Source organism: Streptomyces sp. NPDC052299, from assembly GCF_040679335.1.
Lineage (GTDB): Bacteria > Actinomycetota > Actinomycetes > Streptomycetales > Streptomycetaceae > Streptomyces.
The window spans coordinates 24127-45526 of sequence record NZ_JBFAUP010000013.1; the positions used below are offsets into that span (position 1 = coordinate 24127).

The window sequence follows — 21400 nt, forward strand, 5'->3', positions numbered from 1 at the left end:
GGTCCTCGCACCGACAACGGTCGAAACGGCGCAGAAGGGCCGCTCCCGGCGGACCGGTCAGGTCCCCTCGTGCTCCCCGCCGGGCTGCCCGTAGCCGCCTCCCCCGGGCGTGCGCAGCACCAGCACGTCGCCCGTTCCGGCGTCCGCGCTGTCGCAGGCGGCAAGCGTGGTGCGGCCGCCGTCGGCGCGTTCGATGTGCTGGCTGCCGAGGGCGCCGGGCCCGCCGCCGGCCATGCCGTACGGGGGCACCCGGCGGTGTCCGGTGAGCAGGGCGAGGGTGACCGGTTCGAGGAAGCGGATGCGGCGCTCGACCCCGCGGCCGCCCCGGTGGCGGCCCGCTCCCCCGCTGCCCTCGCGCACCCGGAAGCTCTCCAGCAGGACGGGGTAGCGCCATTCCAGGATCTCGGGGTCGGTGAGCCGGGAGTTGGTCATGTGGGTCTGGACGGCGTCGGTGCCGTCGAAGTCCTCGCCCGCGCCGGAGCCGCTGGCGACGGTCTCGTAGTACTGGACGCGGTCGTTGCCGAAGGTCAGGTTGTTCATGGTGCCGGAGCCCTCGGCCTGGACGCCGAGGGCCGCGTACAGCGCGCCGGTCACCGCCTGGGAGGTCTCGACGTTGCCGGCGACGGTGGCGGCGGGCGGGACGGGCGCCAGCATGGAGCCCTCGGGGATCCGGATCTCCAGCGGGTTCAGGCAGCCGCTGTTGAGCGGGATGTCGTCGGCGACCAGGGTGCGGAAGACGTACAGCACGGCGGCCATGACCACGGATTTCGGGGCGTTGAAGTTGCCCGGCTGCTGCGGGGACGTGCCGGTGAAGTCGATGACGGCGCCGCGGGCCTCGCGGTCGACGGTGACGGTCACCTCGATGACGGCGCCGTTGTCCGTCTCGTAGCGGTAGTGGCCGTCGCCGAGCCCGGCGACGATGCGGCGCACCGACTCCTCGGCGTTGTCCTGCACATGGCCCATGTAGGCGTCCACGACCTCGGTGCCGAACTGCTCGGTCACGGCGCGCAGTTCGGCGATCCCCTTCTCGTTGGCGGCGATCTGGGCACGCAGGTCGGCGAGGTTGGTCTCCGGGTCGCGGGAGGGGTACGGGGCGGTGGTGAGGTGGTCGCGGGTGGCGTCCTCGCGGAAGACGCCGTCCCGGACCAGGAGCCAGTTGTCGAAGAGCACGCCCTCCTCGTCCACGGTCCGGCTGAAGGCGGGCATGGAGCCGGGGGTGATGCCGCCGATCTCGGCGTGGTGGCCGCGCGAGGCCACCAGGAAGCGCAGCACCGGCCCGTCGCCGGTGGTGTCGAACACCGGTGTCACGACCGTGACGTCGGGGAGGTGGGTGCCGCCGTGGTAGGGATCGTTGATGGCGTAGACGTCGCCGGGGCGCATGGTGGCGGCGTTGCGCCGGAGCACTTCCTTGATCGACTCGCCCATGGAGCCCAGGTGGACGGGGATGTGGGGCGCGTTGGCGATCAGGTTGCCGTCGGCGTCGAACAGCGCGCAGGAGAAGTCGAGGCGCTCCTTGATGTTGACGGAGCGGGCGGTGTTCTCCAGGGTCACGCCCATCTGCTCGGCGATGGACATGAAGAGGTTGTTGAAGACCTCCAGCATCACCGGGTCGACCTGGGTACCGACGGCCTGCCGGGCCGGGCGGGGGCGGGCGCGGGTGAGCACGAGGTGGCCGGTGGCGGCGAGTTCGGCCTGCCAGCCGGGGTCCACGACGGTGGTGGCGTCGGCCTCCGCGATGACGGCGGGGCCGGTGACGACGTCGGTGGCCCTCAGGTCGTCCCGGCGGTGGAGCGGGGCCTCCTGCCAGTGGCCCTCCGCGAACATGCGGGCGGTGTCGTGCGGGCGGGGTGTGGTGGGGGCGCCCTCGTCCCGCGTGGCCGGGCGGATCTCGGCGTGGCCGCCGGCGGTCCCGGTGGCCTCGACGGAGACGGTCTCCACGACGAGCCCCCGGTCCGCCGTGAATCCGTAGCGGGCGCGGTGCTCGCGGGTGAAGGCGTCGGTCATGGCGGCGGCCGTGTCCAGGGCGACGGGCAGGCTCGCGTCGGTGCCCTCGTAGCGCAGCAGGACCCGGGCGCGGGTGGTGATGGCGTCGGCGGGCACTCCGTCGGCGCGCAGGTCGGCGCTCGTCCGGGCGGCGAGCTCGTCGCACAGTTCCCGCACCCGGGTCTCGGAGCCGGCGTCCAGGGCGGCTTCGAAGGACTGCTCGCGCATGGCGGTGGCGTCGGCGAGCCCGATGCCGTACGCGGACAGCACCCCGGCCAGCGGCGGGACGAGGACGGTGTCGATGCCGAGGGCGTCGGCGACCGCGCAGACGGCCTGGCCGCCGGCGCCGCCGAAGCCGGTGAGGGCGTAGCGGGTGATGTCGTGGCCGCGTTGCACGGAGATCTTCTTGACGGCGTTGGCCATGGAGAGGACCGCGATCTCCAGGAAGCCGGCCGCGGTCTCGGCCGCCGTCCGCTTGGTGCCGGTGGCCCGGGCGACCTCCTCGGCCAGTTCCTCGAAGCGCTCGCGCACGACGTCCGCGTCGAGCGGCTGGTCGCCGTCCGGCCCGAAGACGGCGGGGAAGTGGGCGGGCCGGATGCGGCCCAGCATGACCTGGGCGTCGGTGACGGTCAGCGGGCCGCCCCGGCGGTAGCAGGCGGGTCCGGGGACGGCGCCCGCGGAGTCGGGGCCGACCCGGTAGCGCCGGCCGTCGAAGTGGAGGACGGAGCCGCCGCCGGCCGCGACGGTGTGGATGTTCATCATGGGGACGCGCATCCGGGCCCCGGCGACCTCGGTGCCCAGTTCGCGTTCGAACTCGCCCGCGTAGTGCGAGACATCGGTGGAGGTGCCGCCCATGTCGAAGCCGATGACCCGGTCGTGTCCGGCCTGGGCGGAGGTGCGGACCATGCCGACGACCCCGCCCGCGGGTCCGGAGAGGACGGCGTCCTTGCCGCGGAAGTGGGCGGCCTCGCGCAGGCCGCCGTTGGACTGCATGAACATGAGCCGGATGCCGGGGAGTTCGGCGGCGACCGAGTCGACGTACCGGCGCAGGATCGGCGAGAGGTAGGCGTCCACGACGGTGGTGTCGCCGCGCGGGACGAGCTTGATCAGCGGGCTGACCTCGTGGGAGCAGCTGATCTGGGTGAAGCCGGCGGCCCTGGCCTCGGCGGCGACCGCCTGCTCGTGGGCCGGGTGGCGGTAGCCGTGCATCAGGACGACGGCCGCGCTGCTCAGCCCGTCCGCGCGGGCCTCGCGGAGCAGTCGGGCGGCGGCTTCGCGGTCGAGCGGGGTGACGGTGCGGCCGTGGGCGTCGATGCGCTCGGGGACCTCGATGACCCGGTCGTACACGGCTTCGGGGAGCAGGATGCGGCGGTCGAAGAGGCGGGGGCGGTTCTGGTAGGCGATGCGCAGGGCGTCCCGGAAGCCTTCCGTGACGACCAGGACGGTCGGTTCGCCGCGCCGCTCCAGCAGGGCGTTGGTGGCGACGGTGGTGCCCATCTTGACGGCGGCGACCCGGTCGGCGGGAACCGGCTCGTCGGGTCCGAGCCCGAGCATCAGCCGGATGCCGGCGACGGCGGCGTCGCGGTAGCGGTCCGGGTCGTGCGAGAGGAGTTTGCGGGTGACGAGCTGCCCGTCGGGGCGCCTCCCCACCACGTCGGTGAAGGTGCCGCCACGGTCGATCCAGAACTCCCAGCGCCCGGTCATGCCCCCATACTGGCCCGCCGTCCGGTGATCGCGGAACAGGGCGGGAGCGGCGCGCCCCCGACGCGCATCACTCCTGGGGTGTTACGGGGTGCTCCCGCCGGTCAGACCGCCGGGGCGTCCGGGCCGATCCTGCTGCGTACCGCCGACTGGACCTCGGCCTCCTCGGCGGGGTCGGCGGCCAGGCGGCGCAGCCGCTCGGCGACGCGCAGGTCACCGGTCTCGGCGTGCCGGGCGGCGATCTCGCGGGTCGTCTCCTCGCAGTCCCACAGGCACTCGACGGCGAATCCGGTGGCGAAGGACGGGTCGGTGGCGGCGAGGGCCCGGGCGGTCCGGCCGCGCAGCTGCGAGGAGGACGTCTCCCGGTAGATGTGGCGCAGTACGGGTGCGGCGCAGGCGATGCCGAGGCGGCCGGCGCCGTCCACGAGCGCCCACAGCCGTGGCGCGTCGGGGCCGTCGCCGCGCACGGCGTCGCGCAGCGCGCCGAGCACCGCCGGGGCGTCCTGCGGGCCACCGCGTCCGGCCAGGACTCCGGCGGCGGATGCTCCGAGCGCGTCGGGCCTGCGGGCCCAGCGGCGGGCGCGCTCCACGGCGTCCTCGCCGCACATGCGCTCGAAGGCGGCGACGGCGGCGTCGGCGACGGTGCCCCGGGGCTCGGCGGCGGCGGTCTCGATCAGGTCGAGCACGACGGGGTCGCGGACCTCGGCGGCCAGATAGTGGAGGGCGGCGCAGCGGGCGGCGTCGGGTCCGCTGCGGGCGGCGGCGATGATGCCGGTCCGGTCCTCGGGTCCCGCGACGGCGGCGAGGCAGCGGGCGGCGGGCACGTGGAGCACACTGCCGCGCTCAAGACCCTGCTGGGCCCAGTCGAAGACCGCCTGGACGCTCCAGCCGGGGCGGGGGCCGCCCGGGCGCATCTGGCGTTGCCAGCGGTCGAAGGACCCCTGCTCGGACGCGGCCCGGACGCGGGCGCCGACGCCCTCGCGCGGGTCGTCGGCCCAGAGCCGCCAGGGGCGGGGCTCGTAGGCGTCGCGCACGGTCGCGGCCAGTTCGGCGCGGCCCTCGGGGTCGTCGGGGAAGCGGGCGAGGACGGGTTCGGCGAGGGAGCGGAGTCCGGCGTCGTCGTCGCGCAGGGCCAGCTCGTCCAGGGCCCAGGCCCAGTTGGAGCCGGTCGCGGCGTAGCGCCGCAGCAGGGCCAGGGCGTCGCCGCGCCCGTAGGCGGCGAGGTGACCGAGGACGGAGAGGGCTAGGCCGGTCCGCGAGTCCTCGGTGTCGAGGTGGTCCTCGGGGTCGGTGAGGTGCCGCTCGATCTCCTCGACCCCGCCGTCGAGGTCGAGGTAGAGGCGCGCGTAGTACAGGGAGCGGTTCTCCACCTGCCAGTCGTGGCGGGGGTCGCTCAGGACGCAGTGGTTAAGAGCCGCCAGGGCCTCGGAGCGCGGTGCGGCGAGCGCGTGGAGCGTGCCGTCGCCGCGGCCTCTCTGGAGCAGGCCGAGCAGGGTGCCGCTCGGCGCTATGAACGGATCGAACATGGGGAAAGCCTCACATCAAGCTGTCGACACAACCGGGACTGTGCAGTTCCACGTGCTCCGGGACGAGCACTGGGGCGAGCCCTAGGCCGCGCAGCAACATGATTCGCCGACCGCCGTCTTCTGCCTGGTGTAGAGCATCTTCCTCTGCCTCTCGTCGGGTGACCCGGATCGGGCCCGCGACGTCATGATGACCCAGCCATTTCGCCACCGCGACCACATTTACGGCGTACCCGTTCAGCGGGCGCCGAAGAGTTCCAGCAGGTCGTCCTTGCCGAACATGCGCGCGGTGTCGACCGCGGAGGGCGTTCCGGCGGCCGGATCGGCGCCCGCGTCGAGGAGGGCGCGGATCACCGCTTCCTCGCCCTTGAAGACGGCTCCGGCGAGGGGGGTCTGGCCCCGGTCGTTCGCCCGGCCCGGGTCGGCGCCGCGGGCGGCGAGGGCGGTGACCGCGGGGGCGTGCCCGTGGTAGGCGGCGAGCATCAGCAGCGAGTCGCCCCGGTCGTTGGTGAGGTTGGCGGGCACCCCGGCGTCCACGTAGGCGGCGAGGGCGTCGGCGTCGCCGGCGCGTGCCAGGTCGAACACCTTGGAGGCCAGCTCCACGACCTCGGGATCGGGGACGTCGCTCATCGGGGTACCGCCTTCCTTGACCGTTCGGGCCGCCGTGGGCGGCCGGGACGTGCACGGCGGGGGCCGTGCGAGTGAACCGACAGGGTACTGCCCGGGCGGGTACATGATCAGGCCCGGGCTTCACCTCCGCCGATCGAGTGGATAATCACCCTTTTCACCCGAATGCGCCTTTTATCTTATGGATACTTGGGGTGAGCCTGGAAGGACTCATGGTGACCGTCCCCTCCAACCAGGAGAACACTCATGATCCTTTCCATGTCCGGCGTCGTCATCCTCGGCATCATCGTCTTCCTGTTCTTCAGGAAGGACGGCCTCAAGGCGTCGCACGCCCTCGTCACCGCCCTGTTCGGCTTCTACCTGGCCGGGACCGCCATCGCACCGAGCATCACCGCGGGCGGAGCGAGCCTGGCCGGACTCCTGGGCGGGATCAAGTTCTGACCCTCCGCCTCCGCACCGACCCCTTCAGGAGACAGACGTGGCCAGGCGACCACTCCCCCGCATTCTGAGCAGCGGCAGCGCTTCGATCACTCGCAGTCGAGAATTCGCGCGCACGGCCGCCGACAGCGCCACCGATGTGCTCCATCCGCTGATCACGCTCACGCGTGGTCTGCGGCTGCTGGCCGGCGCAGGACGGCAGAAGTGGGCCGCGACACCCAAGGACCGGCGTGGCGCCACGCTGTTCCTCGTCGCGGCCTGCGTACTCGTGGTCGCGCTCATCCCGTACGGGCCGGTGCTGGCCCTCGTCACGGTGATGGGCGCAGCCGCATGGACGGGGCGCGACCGCACCCCCGCGAGGACCGGCCCCGACGAGGCGGAGACCGCCCGGCTGCGGTCCCTGTACGAGGCCCTCGTGCCGTACTTCTCGACGGCCGACGACCCCAGCCCGCTGTTCAGCCACGGCGGCGACTGGGAGCAGGTCTTCAGCGGTTACGCGTTCGACGGCGACGGCCGCGTCTCGCGCCTCCAGGTCGCGTATCCCGCGTACTTCACCGACAGCGAGCCCCAGTCCCGGGCCCGGATCGAACAACTGCTGCACGCCAAGTCGGGCCGCGGCCGGGAGTACCGGTTCAGCTGGGACGAGGAGGGCAACCGGCTCGTGATGAACGTCCTGGACGCCCTGCCGACCTCGCTCACCGCCCAGCGCTTCGTCACCGCCCCCGGCGAGACCGTCCTCGGCTTCACGGACGAGGACGCCGTGCAGCGCACCCTCCCGGTGAGCGACAACGCCGGCAGCCGGGACGCGCCCGGCGTCGTCTGGCGCACCGGCCCCCGCTCCACCGAACCGCACCTGCTGGTCGCCGGGCAGCCCGGCAGCGGCACCACCACCCTGCTGCGGTCCATCGCCCTCCAGGCGCTCCAGCAGGGCGACATCCTCATCGTGGAGGGCAGCGGCACCGGCGAGTACGCCTGCTTCACCGGGCGCGAGGGCGTCCTGGCCGTCGAATGCGGGCCCGCCGGCGCGCTCTCCACCCTGGAGTGGGCGGCCAACGAGACGGAACGCCGGCTGATCGAGGCGAACCGCGCCCGGCAGGCCGGGAACCCGGTCCCCGAGGACCTGACGCGGCCGCTCTGGATCCTGCTGGACCGGCCGAGCGCGCTCGCCCGGCCGGCCGGGGACGGCGCGCCCGACGCGCAGGAACTGCTCCAGGTCCCGCTGCGGCACGGCCGGGCCGCCAACGTCGTCGTGGTCCTGGCCGAGGCGTTCGACCACCTCGACGGCCTCGGCGAGACCGTCCGGACGCACACCAGGGCCCGGGTGGTGCTCGGCGACTGCACCGCGGAGCAGGTCGAGGCGGTGCTCGGCACCGGGCCGCACACCACCCCGCCGCCGGAAGCCCCGGCCGGCCGCGGCTACGCCCGCTTCGGCGCCGGCCCGGTGCTGCGCATCCAGGTCCCGGCCACGCCCGACCCGTACGACGACGCCACGAGCGAGGCGCAGCGCGCGGCGGTGCTGAGCCTGCTGCCGGAGCGGCGCACGGCGGTCGAGGCGGGGGCGCCGGAACCGGCGCCGGCCGACGCCGTGGGGACACCGGTCGCACTGGAGGCCGTGGCCGTCGGCGACTGAGCGCGTGACGGCGATCGAGGAGGGCCCGGCGGCGCGCCGGGCCCTCCTCGGTCGTTCACGCCACGAAGGTGCGCGGTGCCTCCGCGCCCGCGCCGGCGCCCGCTCCGACCAGCCGGGCCGCCTGGGCGAGGCGCTGGGCCGCCTCGTCCGCGACCGGACCGCCGACCGTGAACGGCAGCCGTACGTAGCCCTCGAAGGCGCCGTCGACCCCGAACCGGGGCCCGGACGGCACGCGCACCCCGACCCCCTCGCCCGCGACCGCGAGCCGGGAGCCGGACAGGCCGCCGGTGCGCACCCAGAGCGTGAGCCCGCCGCCGGGCACGGAGAACTCCCACTCCGGCAGTTCCCGGCGCACCGCGGCGACGAGCGCGTCGCGGTTCTCGCGGGCCTGCTCCCGGCGCAGCCGCACGGCCTCCTGCCAGCCGCCGGTGCGCATCAGCCAGTTCACCGCGAGCTGTTCGAGGACGGGGGTGCCCATGTCGGCGTAGGCGCGGGCGGCCACCAGGCTGCGGATCACGTCGGGCGCGGCCCGTACCCAGCCGATCCGCATGCCGGCCCAGAACGCCTTGCTGGCCGACCCCACCGTCAGGACCGTGCTGCCCGCCGGGTCGAACGCGCAGACCGGGCGCGGCATCGCCACGTCCTCGTCGAGGTGCAGCTCCCGCATCGTCTCGTCCACGACCAGCACCGTGCCGGCCGAGCGGGCGGCGTCCACCAGGGCGCGGCGGCGCTCCTCGTCGGCCAGCGCCCCGGTCGGGTTGTGGAAGTCCGCGACGACGTAGCCGAGCCGGGGCGCGGCGTCCCGCAGGACCTGGCGCCACCGGTTGAGGTCCCAGCCGCCGAGCCCCTCCTCCATGGCGACGGGGACCAGCCGGGCGCCGGCCTCGCGCATCAGCTGGAGGATGTTGGCGTAGCTCGGGGACTCCACCGCGATGCGTTCGCCGCGTCCGGCGAAGAGGTGGCAGATGGCGTCGATGGCGCCCATCGCGCCGGTGGTGACCATGATCTGCTCGGGCATGGTCGGGATGCCGTCGGCGGTGTAGCGGTCGGCGATCATCCGGCGCAGGGCGGGCAGCCCGGCGGGGTAGTCGCCGTGGGTGTGGGCGTACGGCGGCAGCTCCTCCAGGGCGCCCTGGACGGCCCGGGTGAGCCAGGGTTCGGGGGCCGGCAGCGAGGCGCAGCCCAGGTCGATCATGGAGCCCAGGGCCTCGGGCGGCAGGGGCTCCAGGCCGCGGGCGGGCAGCGGGTTGCCCGCCGGGACCGCCGTCCAGCTGCCCGCGCCGCGCCGGGACTCCAGGAAGCCCTCGGCCCGCAGCGCCTCGTAGGCGGCGGCGACCGTGGTGCGACTGACCGCCAGGGCGAGGGCGAGCTCGCGTTCGGCGGGGAGGCGGGCGGCGACCGCGACCCGGCCCTCCAGGACGAGCAGCCGGATGCCGTCGGCGAGGGCGCGGTAGGCGGGCGGGCGGCGGCTGCCGGGACCGGCCGGCCGCTGCTGCTGGGCCCGGAGCTGCCGGGCCAGCTGGGCCGCTCCGACCGCCGAAGTCCACTCCGCCATGAGAATCAGTCCACCTTCCTCGGATTGGCCATGGTTGGCGACCAATCCCCTGCCACAGAGTGACACGGAGCGGTCCAACACCACCACACCAGGGGGCACCCCTTGTCCAAGCACCTCACCCGCCGGCTGGGCCGGCTGTACGCGGGACTCGCGTTGTACGGGGCGAGCTCGGCGCTCCTGGTCGTCGCCGGTCTCGGCCTGGAGCCCTGGGGCGTGCTGCACCAGGGCCTGGCCGAGCGCACCGGGATCAGCATCGGCGTGGTCTCGATCATCGTCGGCGCGATCGTGCTGCTGCTGTGGATTCCGCTGCGGCAGCGGCCGGGCCTGGGCACGGTGTCCAACGTGTTCGCCGTGGGCATCGCGATGGACGGCACGCTCGCCCTGGTCCCCGAGGTGCACGGCCCGGTGGCGCGGGCCGGTGTGATGGCGGCGGGAATCGTGCTGAACGGCGTGGCGACGGGCCTCTACATCAGCGCCCGGTTCGGCCCCGGCCCCCGGGACGGCCTGATGACCGGGCTGCACCGGCGCTCCGGCCGATCCATCCGGCTGGTGCGCACCGCGATCGAGATCGCGGTGGTGGTCACCGGCTTCCTGCTCGGCGGGTCCCTCGGCATCGGCACGGTCCTGTACGCCCTGGCCATCGGCCCGCTCGCCCAGGTATTCCTGCGGGTCTTCGCGATCCCCAGCGAGAGCGCCCCCTCGGCCGGGACGCCCGCGCCCCGGCGGTCCATACTGCGGCGGTGACCTCCGAACGCCACCCCTATCTGGATCACCCCGCTCCGCTCGCGTTCGCCCACCGGGGCGGGGCCGCGGACGGCATCGAGAACACGGCCGCCGCCTTCCGCCGCGCCGCCGACGCCGGGTACCGCTACTTCGAGACCGATGTGCACGCGTCGGCGGACGGCCGGCTCGTCGCCTTCCACGACGCCACGCTGGACCGGGTGACCGACGCCCGGGGCCGCCTGGCGGAGCTGCCGTGGAGCGAGATACGCCGGGCCCGGGTGGCCGGGCGCGAGCCGCTGCCGCTGTTCGAGGAGCTGCTGGAGACCTTCCCCGGGGCCCGGTGGAACGTGGACGTCAAGGCGGAGGCCGCCCTCCTGCCGCTCCTGGAGCTGATCCGCGCGACGGACGCCTGGGACCGGGTGTGCGTCGGCTCGTTCTCCGAGGCCCGGGTCGCCCGGGCGCACCGGCTGGGCGGCCCGCGCCTGGCCACCTCGTACGGCGTGCGCGGGGTGCTCGGCCTGCGGCTGCGCTCGTACGGCATCCCGGCCGCGCTGCGCGCCGGGGCGGTGTGCGCGCAGGTGCCGGAGAGCCAGAACGGCATCCGGGTCGTGGACCGCCGCTTCGTGCGCGAGGCACACGCGCGAGGGCTCCAGGTGCATGTGTGGACGGTGAACGAACCGGAGCGGATGGCCGCTCTCCTGGACCTGGGGGTGGATGGCATCATGACCGATCACATCGAGGCGCTGCGCACGGTGCTGAGCGGGCGGGGGGCCTGGGCCTGAACCGCCGCCGGCCGGGCGGCGCCTTCACGGGGAGATTCCAGGGGGCGCCATGACGGCCGAGACCGCAGACACCACCGAGCCGGCCGACGGCGCGGCCGGCCCGGACGACCCGGCCGCACGACGCAGGGAGCAGCGCGGCTGGTACTTCTACGACTTCGCGTGCTCCGTCTACTCCACGAGCGTGGTCACGGTCTTCCTGGGCCCGTATCTGACCTCGGTCGCCAAGGCCGCCGCCGACCCCGACGGCTTCGTCCACCCGCTCGGCATCCCGGTGCGTGCCGGGTCGCTGTTCGCGTACGCGGTGTCGGCCTCGCTCGTCCTGGCGATCGTCCTGATGCCCGTGGTGGGCGCGGCGGCCGACCGCACGGGCCGCAAGAAGCCGCTCCTCGCGGCGACGGCGTACACCGGGGCCGCGGCGACGACCGCGATGTTCTTCCTGGACGGGGACCGCTATCTGCTCGGCGCCTTCCTGCTCGTCGTGGCGAACGCGGCGACGGCGGTCGCGATGATGGTCTACAACTCCTACCTGCCGCAGATCGCCGAGCCCGAGGAGCGCGACGACGTCTCCTCGCGGGGGTGGGCGTTCGGCTACACCTCCGGGGCGCTGGTCCTCGTACTGAACCTGGTCCTGTATTCGGGCCACGACTCCTTCGGCCTCTCGGAGTCCCAGGCGGTACGGATCTGCCTGGCGTCGGCGGGTCTGTGGTGGGGCGTCTTCACCGTCGTCCCGCTGCGCCGGCTGGTCGACCGCCGGGTGACGCCGGGCGGCCGGGGCGCCGCGCCGGGCTCGGGGTGGCGGCAGCTGCGGGCCACGCTGGCGGACATGCGGCGCCATCCGCTGACCCTGTCCTTCCTGCTCGCCTACCTCGTCTACAACGACGGCGTGCAGACCGTGATCTCGCAGGCGTCGGTGTACGGCTCCGAGGAGCTGGGCCTCGGGCAGTCGACGCTGATCACGGCGGTGCTGCTGGTGCAGGTGCTCGCGGTGGCCGGGGCGCTGGCGATGGGGCGCATGGCCCGGGTGCACGGGGCGAAGCGCACGATCCTGGGCTCGCTGGTGGTGTGGACGCTGATCCTGGTCGCGGGGTACTTCCTGCCCGCCGGGTCGCCCGTCTTCTTCTATGTGCTGGCGGCGGCGATCGGCCTGGTGCTGGGCGGCAGCCAGGCGCTGTCGCGTTCCCTGTTCTCGCACCTGGTGCCGCGCGGCAAGGAGGCCGAGTACTTCTCGGCGTACGAGATGAGCGACCGCGGCCTGAGCTGGCTGGGGCCCCTGGTGTTCGGTCTCGCCTACCAGCTGACCGGCAGCTACCGGGACGCGATCATCTCGCTGGTGGTCTTCTTCGTCGTGGGCTCGGTGCTCCTCGCGCGGGTGCCGCTCGCGCGTGCGATCGCGGCGGCGGGAAACCCCGTGCCGGAGCGGATTTAGACGTTGAAGTAAAAGGCCGGTAGTGTACGCCTTTGGCCTGCCCCGGGTGACCGTTACGGCGAGTGGAACTTCGCGAACCGTTGGGTGACAACTTCCGTCAAAGGTGACAAACCGGGTATGGGCGGGTACTTGAACCCTGGGAAACCTGAAAAATCAGCGGTTCGACGGGCGACGCATGACCGGTAACGGGAATCTTTGCCGCCGACCGGACGTTGACCGATTGACGACGACAGCGACACCTGTCCTGTGGGCGACAAGCCCGGGAGGCACGATTCATGAGTGAGCGAGCTCTCCGCGGCACGCGACTCGTGGTTACCAGCTACGAGACGGACCGCGGCATCGATCTGGCCCCGCGCCAGGCGGTGGAGTACGCATGCCAGAACGGACATCGATTCGAGATGCCGTTCTCGGTAGAGGCGGAAATTCCGCCGGAGTGGGAGTGCAAGGCGTGTGGCGCCCAGGCACTCCTGGTGGACGGGGATGGCCCCGAGGAGAAGAAGGGCAAGCCCGCGCGTACGCACTGGGACATGCTCATGGAGCGGCGCACGCGCGAGGAGCTGGAGGAGGTGCTGGCCGAGCGGCTGGCCGTCCTGCGCTCCGGGGCGATGAACATCGCCGTGCATCCTCGGGACAGCAGGAAGTCCGCGTGACCCGCTAACGCGGTTCCACGACAGGCCGCGGGCCCGGTACGTTTTGCGTACCGGGCCCGCGGCTTTGTCGTTTGCTGCGGCTCGTCCCGCCTGTGTCAGGGCTTGGAAGGGTCACCGCGTCAGCGGCGGGCGGGGCTCGTCATCCGGGCCCGGGTGGTCGCGGGGCGGCTCGTCGCGGATGACCTCGCCCTGGACCACCTTGCCGTCCGGGCGGTGGATGCGGGCCTGCTGGAAGGCGTCCGAGAAGCCGCCGGGGGCGGCCGTCCGCATGCGGCGGTCCAGCGAGCTTTCCGCGTAACGGCTGAGGGCCGTCCGCAGCGGCGGGATGAGGAGCAGCAGCCCGGCCGCGTCCGAGATCAGGCCGGGGATCATGATCAACAGCCCCCCGAGCATCAGGAAGCCGTTGCCCCGGCCGCTCTCGGGGGCGGCGGGTGAGGAACCGTCCGCGCCCGGCTGCCCCGGCATCCGCTGAAGCGTCTCCGTGAGGTTCCGGAAGGCCCGGCGGCCCGCGCCCTTGATCACCGCGGCGCCGAACACGATCCCGGCGGCCAGCAGGATCACGACGGTCAGCCCGCCCGCGGCGTCGGCCACCAGGATCAGCAGCCAGATCTCCAGCACCGCCCAGGCGGCGACGGCGAGAGGTATGAAGGTCCGGGCGCGCGAGCGCCTGCGGGCGGTCGGGGGCGGTGTGCCGGTCGTCATGTCCCCAGTGTGCCTGGCCACGCGTCCGTACGCCGTAAGGGGGTGACCGGCGGACTCAGGGGTTACGGCGGCCGAGCACCTTGTTCGTCCGGCTGGTGACGCCCCAGGCGGTCACCCGCCACAGCGCCTCGACCAGGATGTCCTTGCTCATCTTGGAGTCGCCGACCTCTCGGTCCACGAAGGTGATCGGCACCTCCACCACGTGGAAGCCGGCCTCGACCGCGCGGCGGGCCAGGTCGACCTGGAAGCAGTAGCCCTGGGAGGCGACCGCGTCCAGGCCGATGCCCTTCAGGGTCTCGGCGCGGAAGGCCCGGTAGCCGCCGGTGACGTCCCGGGTCCGCAGGCCCAGCATCAGCCGGGAGTACGTGCTGCCGCCGCGCGAGATGAACTCGCGGGACTTGGGCCAGTTCACCACCCGGCCGCCGGGCACCCAGCGGGAGCCGAGGACCAGGTCCGCGCCCTTGAGCGCGGTGAGCAGCCGGGGCAGTTCCTCGGGCTGGTGGGAGCCGTCGGCGTCCATCTCGACGAGGACGCCGTAGTCGTGGTCCATGCCCCAGCGGAAGCCGGCGAGGTAGGCCGCGCCGAGCCCTTCCTTGCCCTTGCGGTGCAGGACGTGGACGTGGTCGTCGTCCGCGGCCAGCTCGTCGGCCAGCTTGCCCGTCCCGTCGGGGCTGTTGTCGTCGGCGACGAGGATGTGGGCCTCCGGCACGGCGTCGCGCACCCGGCTCACGATCGGCTTGATGTTCTCGGCCTCGTTGTAGGTCGGGATGATCACCAAGACACTGCCGAGCGGGCCGAATTGCCGCTGACCGCCGTCGTTCACTTACTGCCCCTCACGTCCGTACGCAGGTGCACACCATATCGAGCGCGGCGGGGCCGGACGCCGACCCGGTCGGGGTGGCGCGGGAGCGGCGGGGGACACAAGCGCGGAATCGGGGACAGAAGTGCGGATCGGGGCCCGGAGTCCTTCGGGCCGACCTGGGACCCGCTGGCTGCGGATCGACCTAGAGCCGTTGTCTACTGAACGTCCGGGCCCCACCCGGGTCGCACCCTCCGTCCGGCTGAAACCTTCCCTCGCCCCCGAGGCGCGGGCGCTGAACCTGGCTGTCAGTGGTGGTGCGCCGGTGCGGCACACCACCCCGTGACCCAGCGGCGTTCGACGACTGCGTGGAGGTTTCACCGGTCGGACGTCCTGTGGTGGACTCGGCCGAACCTACCGGCCGATGGCCGCATTCTGTCAATACTTGCCTGACCTGCATCGATTACCGAAATCGCCTGGTCAGTCCCGAAGATCCCCAGGTGACGGAAGAGCGGACCCGCCCTGCGTGGGCGGGCCGGAATCTCCGCACGTCACTCGTTCGGCCTTACGTAGACAGTTTGTCCGAGCACCACGGTGCGCAGGCAGACCGGCAGGTCAGCGCCGGGGCCGAGGTCGGGCAGTCCCGGCGTCCCGGACCGGGGGTCGGTCGACCAGCGCGCCACCCGGTCGTCCGGCGCCTGGACCACCAGCTCGTCGGTGCGCCAGACCGCGTAGTCGGCCGGGGCGCCGGGCACCAGGGTCCCCGCGTCGTCCCGCCCGAGGGCCCGCCAGCCGCCCCGGGTGTGGGCGGTGAAGGCGGCACGGACCGAGACGCGGTGCTCCAGCGTCCGGTGGAAGGCGGCGGCCCGCACGGTCCCCCACGGGTCCAGCGGGGTCACCGGACTGTCCGAGCCGAAGGCGAGCGGCACACCGGCCCGCAGCAGCGCCGCGTACGGGTTGAGGGTGGCGGCCCGTCCGGCGCCGAGGCGCTGGGCGTACATGCCCTCCTCGCCGCCCCACGCGGCGTCGAAGGCGGGCTGGACGGAGGCGGTGAGGCCCAGCTCCGCGAAGGCCGCGACGGTCTCGGGGGTGAGCATCTCCGCGTGCTCGATGCGGTGCCGGGCGGCCCGCACCCGGGCGAGGCCCACCTTCTCGGCCGCGGCCCTGATGCCCTGGACGACCGCGGAGAGCGCCGCGTCCCCGATGGCGTGGAAGCCCGCCTGGAGCCCCGCCTCGGTGCAGGCGGCGACGTGGGCGGCGATCCGGGCGGCGTCCAGGTGGGCGGTGCCGGTGTGCGGGGCGTCGGCGTACGGCTCGTGCAGGCAGGCGGTGTGCGAGCCGAGCGAGCCGTCCACGAAGAGGTCGCCGGCCGCGCCGACGGCGCCGAGCTCGCGGATGCGCCGGGCGTCCTTCTCGTCGGCCACCTCCTGGGCCCAGTAGCCGAAGACGCGGGGCCCGGGCCGCTCGGCGGCCACCTTCAGGAGCCCGGTGAAGTCGTCCTCGTCGGAGATGTCCGGGCCGCCGCACTCGTGGAGCGAGCCGATGCCGAGGGAGGCCGCGTGGCGCAGGGCGGCACGCTGCGCCTCGGCGCGCTGGGCGGGCGTCACGGCGTCGTGGGCGGCCGCGCGCACGGCGTGGTGGGCGGCGGCGGTCAGCGGCCCTTCGGGGTGGTAGCCGGGCATCGCGGTGACACCGGGGACGAGGTCGAGCAGGGCGGTGCTGACGACCGCCGAGTGCACGTCGACCCGGGGCAGGTAGACGGGCCGGCCGGACGCCGCCCCGTCCAGCTCGGCGCGGGAGGGCGGGCGCTGCTCGGGCCAGCGGGTGGCGTCCCAGCCGTGTCCGAGGACGACCCGGTCGGCGGGGTGGGCGGCCACGTGGGCGCGGACGCGGGCGAGGGCGTCGCCGAGGGTGCGGGCGCCGGAGAGGTCGAGCCCGGTGAGCGCCAGTCCGGTCGAGGTGGTGTGGACGTGGGCGTCGGTGAACGCGGGGGTGACCAGCGCCCCGTCGAGGTCGATCACCTCGTCGACGCCGCTCGCGAAGGCGTCGGCGGCGCCTTCGGAGCCCACCCAGGCGACATGGCCCCGTTCGACCACCATGGCGGTGGCGAAGGGGTCGGCGGGGCTGTGGACGTCTCCACCGCGCAGCAGCACGGTGCGGTGTTCGCTCTGGGGGGCGGTGCTCTCGGTCATGAGCACCAGTCTCCCGCGTTCCGGCACGCCCTCGTGCCCGGCCCCCTCAGATCTGCGGCGGGCGCGCCTCGTACGGGGTGGACAGGACGACCGTGGTGCGGGTGGAGACACCGGCCAGCGAGCGGATGCGGGTGAGCAGGTTCTCCAGCTCCAGCGGCGTCGCCACGCGGACCTTGAGGATGTAGTTCTCGTCGCCGGCGACGCTGTGGCATGCCTCCAGCTCCGGGACGCCGGCGAGCCGTTCGGCGATGTCGTCCGGGGCGCTGGGGTCGAACGGCTTGACCGAGATGAACGCGGTCAGCGGCAGGCCGACCGCCTCCGGGTCCACGACCGCGGCGTAACCGCGGATCACCCCGCGCTGCTCCAGCCTGCGGACGCGCTGATGAACGGCCGAGGTGGACAGGCCGGTGGCCTTGCCCAGGTCGGTGTAGCTCATCCGCCCGTCCTTGACGAGCAACTCCACGATGTGACGGTCCAGCTCCTCCATATGGATCAATCTATGGCCATGAGTGGTTCCCGGCACAGCCGCCCAGCCCTTGGGACGGCACCTGCGCCGGGCATGTGACCAACGCCACAGGTTTACGCGGCAGTAGTGGGACACGGAACGGTTACGGCCGATCGGCGGCGGGAAGTGCTTGCTGTGGCCGAGGCCACAGCGTCATGCCGGCCCATCCGAGGGGGGATTTCCCATGCCACACCTGAAGCTCACCGGACGTACCGAACCGGAGCCCGTTGATCCGTTCGAGGACGCCGCTCCCGACGCGTACGACACCTTCGAGATGTACCGGGTCGTCTGCCCGGACTGCGCGCAGCCCATCGCGCTCCTGGCGGACGAGGACGTGCTCCCGGAGCACGCGCTGTGCCCGTCCCCGTGGAACCCGTTCGTGCTCACCGTGTGCCCCGGTACGGGGCGCGCCGCCGGGGACCGGCCCGCCGAGGCCGACGGCGCCCAGGAGCAGGAGACCGCGCTGCTGCTGACGCTCCCGCAGGGGCTCGACTGGCGGACGCAGCCCTTCTCGCACGCCGGCGGTGCCGGTTCCCGGCCGATCCGGGTGGCGCACCCGCTCCGGCGCGAGGCCGCCTGAGCCTCCCCCCTTCCCGAACACGCGGCCGGGGTGCTCTGGCAGCCCGGCAGCCGGAGAGAACCGGGTGAACATTCGCCCGAATCGAACAACCAGTGACCCCGCGGCGCCCTACGGCGTTGCCCCGGTATGACCCCGCTGCATTCCACGGCCGGCCCCGGGCGGCGCCGGCTCGCCGCCCCGCCTTCCGAAGAATCGGTTCCGCAGCCCGGTTCCGTACCGGCGTCCCGGTCCGAACCGCCCCGGTCTGCGCCGCGTGCGGTGCCCCATTCGAGCGATCCGCCGATCTACCGGGCGCTGCTGCGGCACTGGGAGAGCACGGGCCGGACCCTGCCGGGCCGTCATGACCAGGACTGGAACCGGATCATGACGACGCCCGTGTGGTCCGAGCGGCCGCTGCGGGTCAGCGGGACTCAGGGCCCGCGAGGTGGCGAGCGATGACCATCCGCTGAATCTGGTTGGTGCCTTCCACGATCTGGAGCACCTTGGCCTCGCGCATGAGGCGTTCGACGGGGAAGTCCTGCGTGTAGCCGTAGCCGCCGAGCACCTGGACGGCGTCGGTGGTCACCTGCATCGCGGCGTCCGTGCAGAAGAGCTTGGCCATGGCGGCCTGGCGCGAGAAGGGGCGGCCCGCGTCCCTCAGCCGGGCGGCCTCCAGGTAGAGCGCGCGGCCGGCCTCGATGCGGGTCGCCATGTCGGCGAGCATGAACCGCAGGCCCTGGAAGTCCGCGATGGGGCGGCCGAACTGCTTGCGGCCGGTGGCGTAGCCGAGGGCCTCGCCGAGCGCGGCCTGGGCGACGCCGATGGCGCAGGCGGCGATGCCGAGGCGGCCGGAGTCGAGGGCGGACAGGGCGATCGCGAAGCCCTGGCCCTCCTCGCCGATCCGGCGGGAGTCGGGGATGCGGACGCCGTCGAAGTGCAGCTGGGCGGTGGGCGAGCCCTTCATGCCCATCTTCTTCTCGGGGACGGCCGCGCTCAGCCCGGCGGCGTCGCCGGGGACGAGGAAGGCGGTGATGCCCCGGGGGCCCTCGGCGCCGGTGCGGGCCAGCACGGTGTAGAAGTCGGCGATGCCGCCGTGCGTGATCCATGCCTTGGTGCCGGTGATCACCCAGTCGTCGCCGTCCCGTACGGCCTTGGTGCGCAGCGAGGCGGCGTCGGAGCCGGAGGCGGGTTCGGAGAGGCAGTAGGCGCCGAGCAGACCACCGGAGAGCATCGACGGGAGGTGTTCGGCGCGCTGCTCCTTGGTGCCGTAGCCGGCGAGGCCGTGGCAGGCGAGGGAGTGGACGCTGACGCCGAGGCCGACGGTGAGCCGGGCGGCGCTGAGCTCTTCGAGGACCTGGAGGTAGACCTCGTACGGCTGGTCGCCGCCGCCGAGTTCGGAGTCGTAGGGCAGACCGAGCAGGCCGGACTCGGAGAGCAGGGTGAAGACCTCGCGGGGGAAGCGGCCCGCTTCCTCCTCCTCGGCCGCCCCCGGGACGATCTCCCGCTGGGCGATGTCCCTTACGAGGTCGATCAGCTGGCTGGATTCCTCGGTGGGCAGACGGCGTTCGACCCACTGCGGGGCACGGTCGGACATGACGGCGCTCTCCTCCCTGTCGGGCGTTGCGGCGGTCACGCGCGCGGGGTGTGAGCGGCGCCGCCGGGGGGATCTCCGGGCGATGCCCGAAATCACTGCTGCCCAGCCGATGTTGCCCTCCCGGATTACGAGAGGCGCAGGCAGGCGGCTGTGGCGGGACGAGTATGCCCGATCGGATGGCATCCGTCACCGGTTGACCGAACATACGAATGAACGGGCTCCGGGCGCCCGGCTCCGGAGGTCCGGAGATCGTCGATATTGGTCCGAACCATTGACCCAACTGGTCTAGTCCATCTACCGTTCCCGGCGAACCGGCTTACCGCGTTCATGCCAAGTTCGAGCGCCGTGAGCCGGTGGTCCATCGGCACGTCCCCTCCCCCACGAGGAGCAACCATGACCGGACTGCATCGCCCGGGAGCCCGTCTTCGGGCCCTCGCCGCTGCCGCGTGTACCGCCGCTCTGGGCGCAGCCCTGCTCGGCGTGGCCGGCACCGGCACCGCAGGCGCGACCCCCACCGCGCCCCGGGCCGCCGCACCGGCAGCAGCACCCGCCGCCTCCACGGCGGCCGGTGACAAGGTGGTCGGATACTTCACCAACTGGGGTGTCTACCAGCGCAATTACCACGTCAAGAACATCGAGACCTCGGGCTCGGCCGACAAGCTCACCCACATCAACTACGCCTTCGGCAACGTCCAGGGCGGCAAGTGCACGGTCGGCGACTCCTACGCGGACTACGAGAAGGCGTACACCGCCGACCAGTCCGTCGACGGCGTCGCCGACACCTGGGACCAGGAACTGCGCGGCAACTTCAACCAGTTGCGCAAGCTGAAGAAGCTGCACCCGGACCTGAAGGTGATCTGGTCCTTCGGCGGCTGGACCTGGTCCGGCGGCTTCGGCCAGGCGGCGCAGAACCCGGCCGCGTTCGCCGAATCCTGCTACGACCTGGTCGAGGACCCCCGGTGGGCCGACGTCTTCGACGGCATCGACATCGACTGGGAGTACCCCAACGCCTGCGGTCTCACGTGTGACACCAGCGGCCGGGACGCCTACGGCAAGCTGCTGTCGGCGCTGCGCTCGAAGTTCGGCAGCGACAACCTGGTCACCTCGGCGATCAGCGCGGACGGCTCGGACGGCGGCAAGCTGGAGGCCGTCGACTACGGCGGCGCCGCGCAGTACGTCGACTGGTACAACCCCATGACGTACGACTTCTTCGGCGCCTGGGACGCCAAGGGCCCGACCGCCCCGCACTCCCCGCTGACCTCCTACGAGGGCATCCCGAAGGAGGGCTTCAACAGCGAGGCCGCCATCGAGAAGCTGAAGGCACAGGGCGTCCCGGCCGCGAAGCTGCTGCTCGGCATCGGCTTCTACGGGCGCGGCTGGACCGGCGTCACGCAGGACGAGCCGGGCGGAACGGCGACCGGCGCGGCACCGGGCACGTACGAGGCGGGCATCGAGGACTACAAGGTCCTCAAGAACACCTGCCCCACCACGGGCACCGTAGCGGGCACGGCGTACGCCCACTGCGGCAGCAACTGGTGGAGCTACGACACCCCCGCGACCATCGGCACCAAGATGGCGTACAAGAACCAGCAGGGGCTGGGCGGCACCTTCTTCTGGGAGCTGAGCGGTGACACCACCGACGGCGAGCTGATCAAGGCGATCGACTGACCCGGTGACGTGGTGAACTCAGGGGCGGGGGGCCTTTCGGACTCCCCGCCCCTGACGTGCGTACTAGAGCAGGCCGAGCTGCGTGACGAGCATGGCGACCACGACCACCAGGGTCCAGCCCAGGACGTGCTCAAGCAGCTCGGGGCCGTCGTCGGGGCCGCCGGTGCGGGCACGGCGGCGGGCGGCGGTGAGGGTGGCGGCAGTCGCGGTCATGGCATCTCGTTCGGTCGGCCGGCAGGGGGCGCGCCCAGCACCCGGCCGGGACCCGACCACAGTGCCAGCCCGGGGCGCCCGGGGGTAGAGACGTCCGTCACTGCCCCCGGGCGCCCGGCCCGCCGCCGCC

18 protein-coding genes are annotated in these 21400 nt (G+C 73.2%); 8 read left to right on the plus strand and 10 right to left on the minus strand.

Translation table 11 applies throughout. From position 1 onward, the window contains the following. Nucleotides 1-57 precede the first annotated feature (57 nt). The 3 genes from AB0L33_RS22215 to AB0L33_RS22225 form a co-directional block, all read right to left on the minus strand. Entirely contained in the window at nt 58-3687 is a 3630-nt protein-coding gene (locus tag AB0L33_RS22215) for a hydantoinase B/oxoprolinase family protein (RefSeq protein ID WP_365684009.1), read from the minus strand. A 101-nt stretch (nt 3688-3788) separates the two neighbouring features. After that, nucleotides 3789-5210 carry a HEAT repeat domain-containing protein gene (locus tag AB0L33_RS22220; protein ID WP_365684010.1) on the minus strand — a complete coding sequence of 474 codons (1422 nt, stop codon included), beginning with the start codon at nt 5208-5210 and terminating at the stop codon, nt 3789-3791. Between the two features lie 234 nt (nt 5211-5444). After that, nucleotides 5445-5837 (minus strand): ankyrin repeat domain-containing protein, encoded by a 393-nt coding sequence (locus AB0L33_RS22225; protein ID WP_330311228.1) that lies wholly within the window; start codon nt 5835-5837, stop codon nt 5445-5447. 243 nt (nt 5838-6080) lie between these two features. Between AB0L33_RS22225 and AB0L33_RS22230 the strand changes: the two genes are divergently transcribed. Beyond that, nucleotides 6081-6275: a hypothetical protein gene (locus AB0L33_RS22230; protein ID WP_018103962.1), complete on the plus strand. Its 195-nt coding sequence runs from the start codon at nt 6081-6083 to the stop codon at nt 6273-6275. Nucleotides 6276-6312: 37 nt separating this feature from the next. Further along, nucleotides 6313-7902, plus strand: coding sequence for an ATP-binding protein (locus tag AB0L33_RS22235; RefSeq protein ID WP_365684013.1), 1590 nt, complete (start codon nt 6313-6315; stop codon nt 7900-7902). Between the two features lie 55 nt (nt 7903-7957). On the opposite strand, the gene AB0L33_RS22240 is transcribed toward AB0L33_RS22235, so the two are convergent. Continuing rightward, on the minus strand, nt 7958-9457 hold the full coding sequence (locus tag AB0L33_RS22240; protein WP_365684015.1) for a PLP-dependent aminotransferase family protein: 1500 nt from the start codon (nt 9455-9457) through the stop codon (nt 7958-7960). A gap of 102 nt (nt 9458-9559) precedes the next feature. Between AB0L33_RS22240 and AB0L33_RS22245 the strand changes: the two genes are divergently transcribed. The 4 genes from AB0L33_RS22245 (at nt 9560) to AB0L33_RS22260 (ending at nt 13038) form a co-directional block, all read left to right on the plus strand. Beyond that, nucleotides 9560-10201, plus strand: a complete 642-nt coding sequence (locus AB0L33_RS22245; protein WP_365684017.1) for a hypothetical protein — start codon at nt 9560-9562, stop codon at nt 10199-10201. Then, nucleotides 10198-10962, plus strand: a complete 765-nt coding sequence (locus AB0L33_RS22250; RefSeq protein ID WP_365684019.1) for a glycerophosphodiester phosphodiesterase — start codon at nt 10198-10200, stop codon at nt 10960-10962. The genes AB0L33_RS22245 and AB0L33_RS22250 overlap by 4 nt, the downstream gene beginning before the upstream one ends. 49 nt (nt 10963-11011) lie before the next feature. Further along, nucleotides 11012-12388 carry an MFS transporter gene (locus tag AB0L33_RS22255; RefSeq protein WP_365684021.1) on the plus strand — a complete coding sequence of 459 codons (1377 nt, stop codon included), beginning with the start codon at nt 11012-11014 and terminating at the stop codon, nt 12386-12388. 275 nt (nt 12389-12663) lie between these two features. Then, nucleotides 12664-13038, plus strand: coding sequence for an RNA polymerase-binding protein RbpA (locus tag AB0L33_RS22260; protein ID WP_003959706.1), 375 nt, complete (start codon nt 12664-12666; stop codon nt 13036-13038). A gap of 111 nt (nt 13039-13149) precedes the next feature. Here the strand turns inward: AB0L33_RS22260 and fxsA are convergent, their stop codons facing one another. The 4 genes from fxsA to AB0L33_RS22280 form a co-directional block, all read right to left on the minus strand. Then, entirely contained in the window at nt 13150-13740 is a 591-nt protein-coding gene (gene fxsA, locus AB0L33_RS22265; protein WP_365684024.1) for an FxsA family membrane protein, read from the minus strand. A 55-nt stretch (nt 13741-13795) separates the two neighbouring features. Then, nucleotides 13796-14563: a polyprenol monophosphomannose synthase gene (locus AB0L33_RS22270; protein WP_365684026.1), complete on the minus strand. Its 768-nt coding sequence runs from the start codon at nt 14561-14563 to the stop codon at nt 13796-13798. Between the two features lie 527 nt (nt 14564-15090). After that, a complete protein-coding gene (locus AB0L33_RS22275; protein WP_365684028.1) occupies nt 15091-16731 on the minus strand; it encodes an amidohydrolase in 1641 nt (546 codons plus the stop codon). A 46-nt stretch (nt 16732-16777) separates the two neighbouring features. Further along, nucleotides 16778-17218, minus strand: coding sequence for an Lrp/AsnC family transcriptional regulator (locus AB0L33_RS22280; RefSeq protein ID WP_018103953.1), 441 nt, complete (start codon nt 17216-17218; stop codon nt 16778-16780). Between the two features lie 202 nt (nt 17219-17420). Here AB0L33_RS22280 and AB0L33_RS22285 point away from each other — a divergent pair, with 202 nt between their 5' ends. After that, nucleotides 17421-17816 (plus strand): hypothetical protein, encoded by a 396-nt coding sequence (locus AB0L33_RS22285; RefSeq protein ID WP_365684030.1) that lies wholly within the window; start codon nt 17421-17423, stop codon nt 17814-17816. Nucleotides 17817-18216: 400 nt separating this feature from the next. Here AB0L33_RS22285 and AB0L33_RS22290 read toward each other — a convergent pair whose 3' ends face one another. Further along, nucleotides 18217-19389, minus strand: a complete 1173-nt coding sequence (locus AB0L33_RS22290; protein WP_365684032.1) for an acyl-CoA dehydrogenase family protein — start codon at nt 19387-19389, stop codon at nt 18217-18219. A gap of 393 nt (nt 19390-19782) precedes the next feature. Between AB0L33_RS22290 and AB0L33_RS22295 the strand changes: the two genes are divergently transcribed. Further along, the gene (locus AB0L33_RS22295; RefSeq protein ID WP_365684034.1) at nt 19783-21057 is read left to right on the plus strand and encodes a glycoside hydrolase family 18 protein; all 1275 of its coding nucleotides are present in this window, start codon (nt 19783-19785) and stop codon (nt 21055-21057) included. Between the two features lie 63 nt (nt 21058-21120). On the opposite strand, the gene AB0L33_RS22300 is transcribed toward AB0L33_RS22295, so the two are convergent. Next, complete coding sequence (locus AB0L33_RS22300) at nt 21121-21270, minus strand: SCO1431 family membrane protein (RefSeq protein ID WP_365684036.1); 150 nt, start codon at nt 21268-21270, stop codon at nt 21121-21123. Between the last annotated feature and the right edge of the window lie 130 nt (nt 21271-21400).

Excerpts from the sequence above, each read along its gene's own strand:
- AB0L33_RS22225 (WP_330311228.1), bottom strand. The coding sequence starts at position 5,837 with ATGAGCGACGTCCCCGATCCCGAGGTCGTGGAGCTGGCCTCCAAGGTG.
- AB0L33_RS22220 (WP_365684010.1), bottom strand. The coding sequence starts at position 5,210 with ATGTTCGATCCGTTCATAGCGCCGAGCGGCACCCTGCTCGGCCTGCTC.
- AB0L33_RS22230 (WP_018103962.1), top strand. The coding sequence starts at position 6,081 with ATGATCCTTTCCATGTCCGGCGTCGTCATCCTCGGCATCATCGTCTTC.
- AB0L33_RS22275 (WP_365684028.1), bottom strand. The coding sequence starts at position 16,731 with ATGACCGAGAGCACCGCCCCCCAGAGCGAACACCGCACCGTGCTGCTG.
- AB0L33_RS22300 (WP_365684036.1), bottom strand. The coding sequence starts at position 21,270 with ATGACCGCGACTGCCGCCACCCTCACCGCCGCCCGCCGCCGTGCCCGC.
- AB0L33_RS22280 (WP_018103953.1), bottom strand. The coding sequence starts at position 17,218 with ATGGAGGAGCTGGACCGTCACATCGTGGAGTTGCTCGTCAAGGACGGG.
- AB0L33_RS22215 (WP_365684009.1), bottom strand. The coding sequence starts at position 3,687 with ATGACCGGGCGCTGGGAGTTCTGGATCGACCGTGGCGGCACCTTCACC.
- AB0L33_RS22255 (WP_365684021.1), top strand. The coding sequence starts at position 11,012 with ATGACGGCCGAGACCGCAGACACCACCGAGCCGGCCGACGGCGCGGCC.
- AB0L33_RS22285 (WP_365684030.1), top strand. The coding sequence starts at position 17,421 with ATGCCACACCTGAAGCTCACCGGACGTACCGAACCGGAGCCCGTTGAT.
- AB0L33_RS22290 (WP_365684032.1), bottom strand. The coding sequence starts at position 19,389 with ATGTCCGACCGTGCCCCGCAGTGGGTCGAACGCCGTCTGCCCACCGAG.
- AB0L33_RS22295 (WP_365684034.1), top strand. The coding sequence starts at position 19,783 with ATGACCGGACTGCATCGCCCGGGAGCCCGTCTTCGGGCCCTCGCCGCT.
- AB0L33_RS22260 (WP_003959706.1), top strand. The coding sequence starts at position 12,664 with ATGAGTGAGCGAGCTCTCCGCGGCACGCGACTCGTGGTTACCAGCTAC.
- fxsA (WP_365684024.1), bottom strand. The coding sequence starts at position 13,740 with ATGACGACCGGCACACCGCCCCCGACCGCCCGCAGGCGCTCGCGCGCC.
- AB0L33_RS22240 (WP_365684015.1), bottom strand. The coding sequence starts at position 9,457 with ATGGCGGAGTGGACTTCGGCGGTCGGAGCGGCCCAGCTGGCCCGGCAG.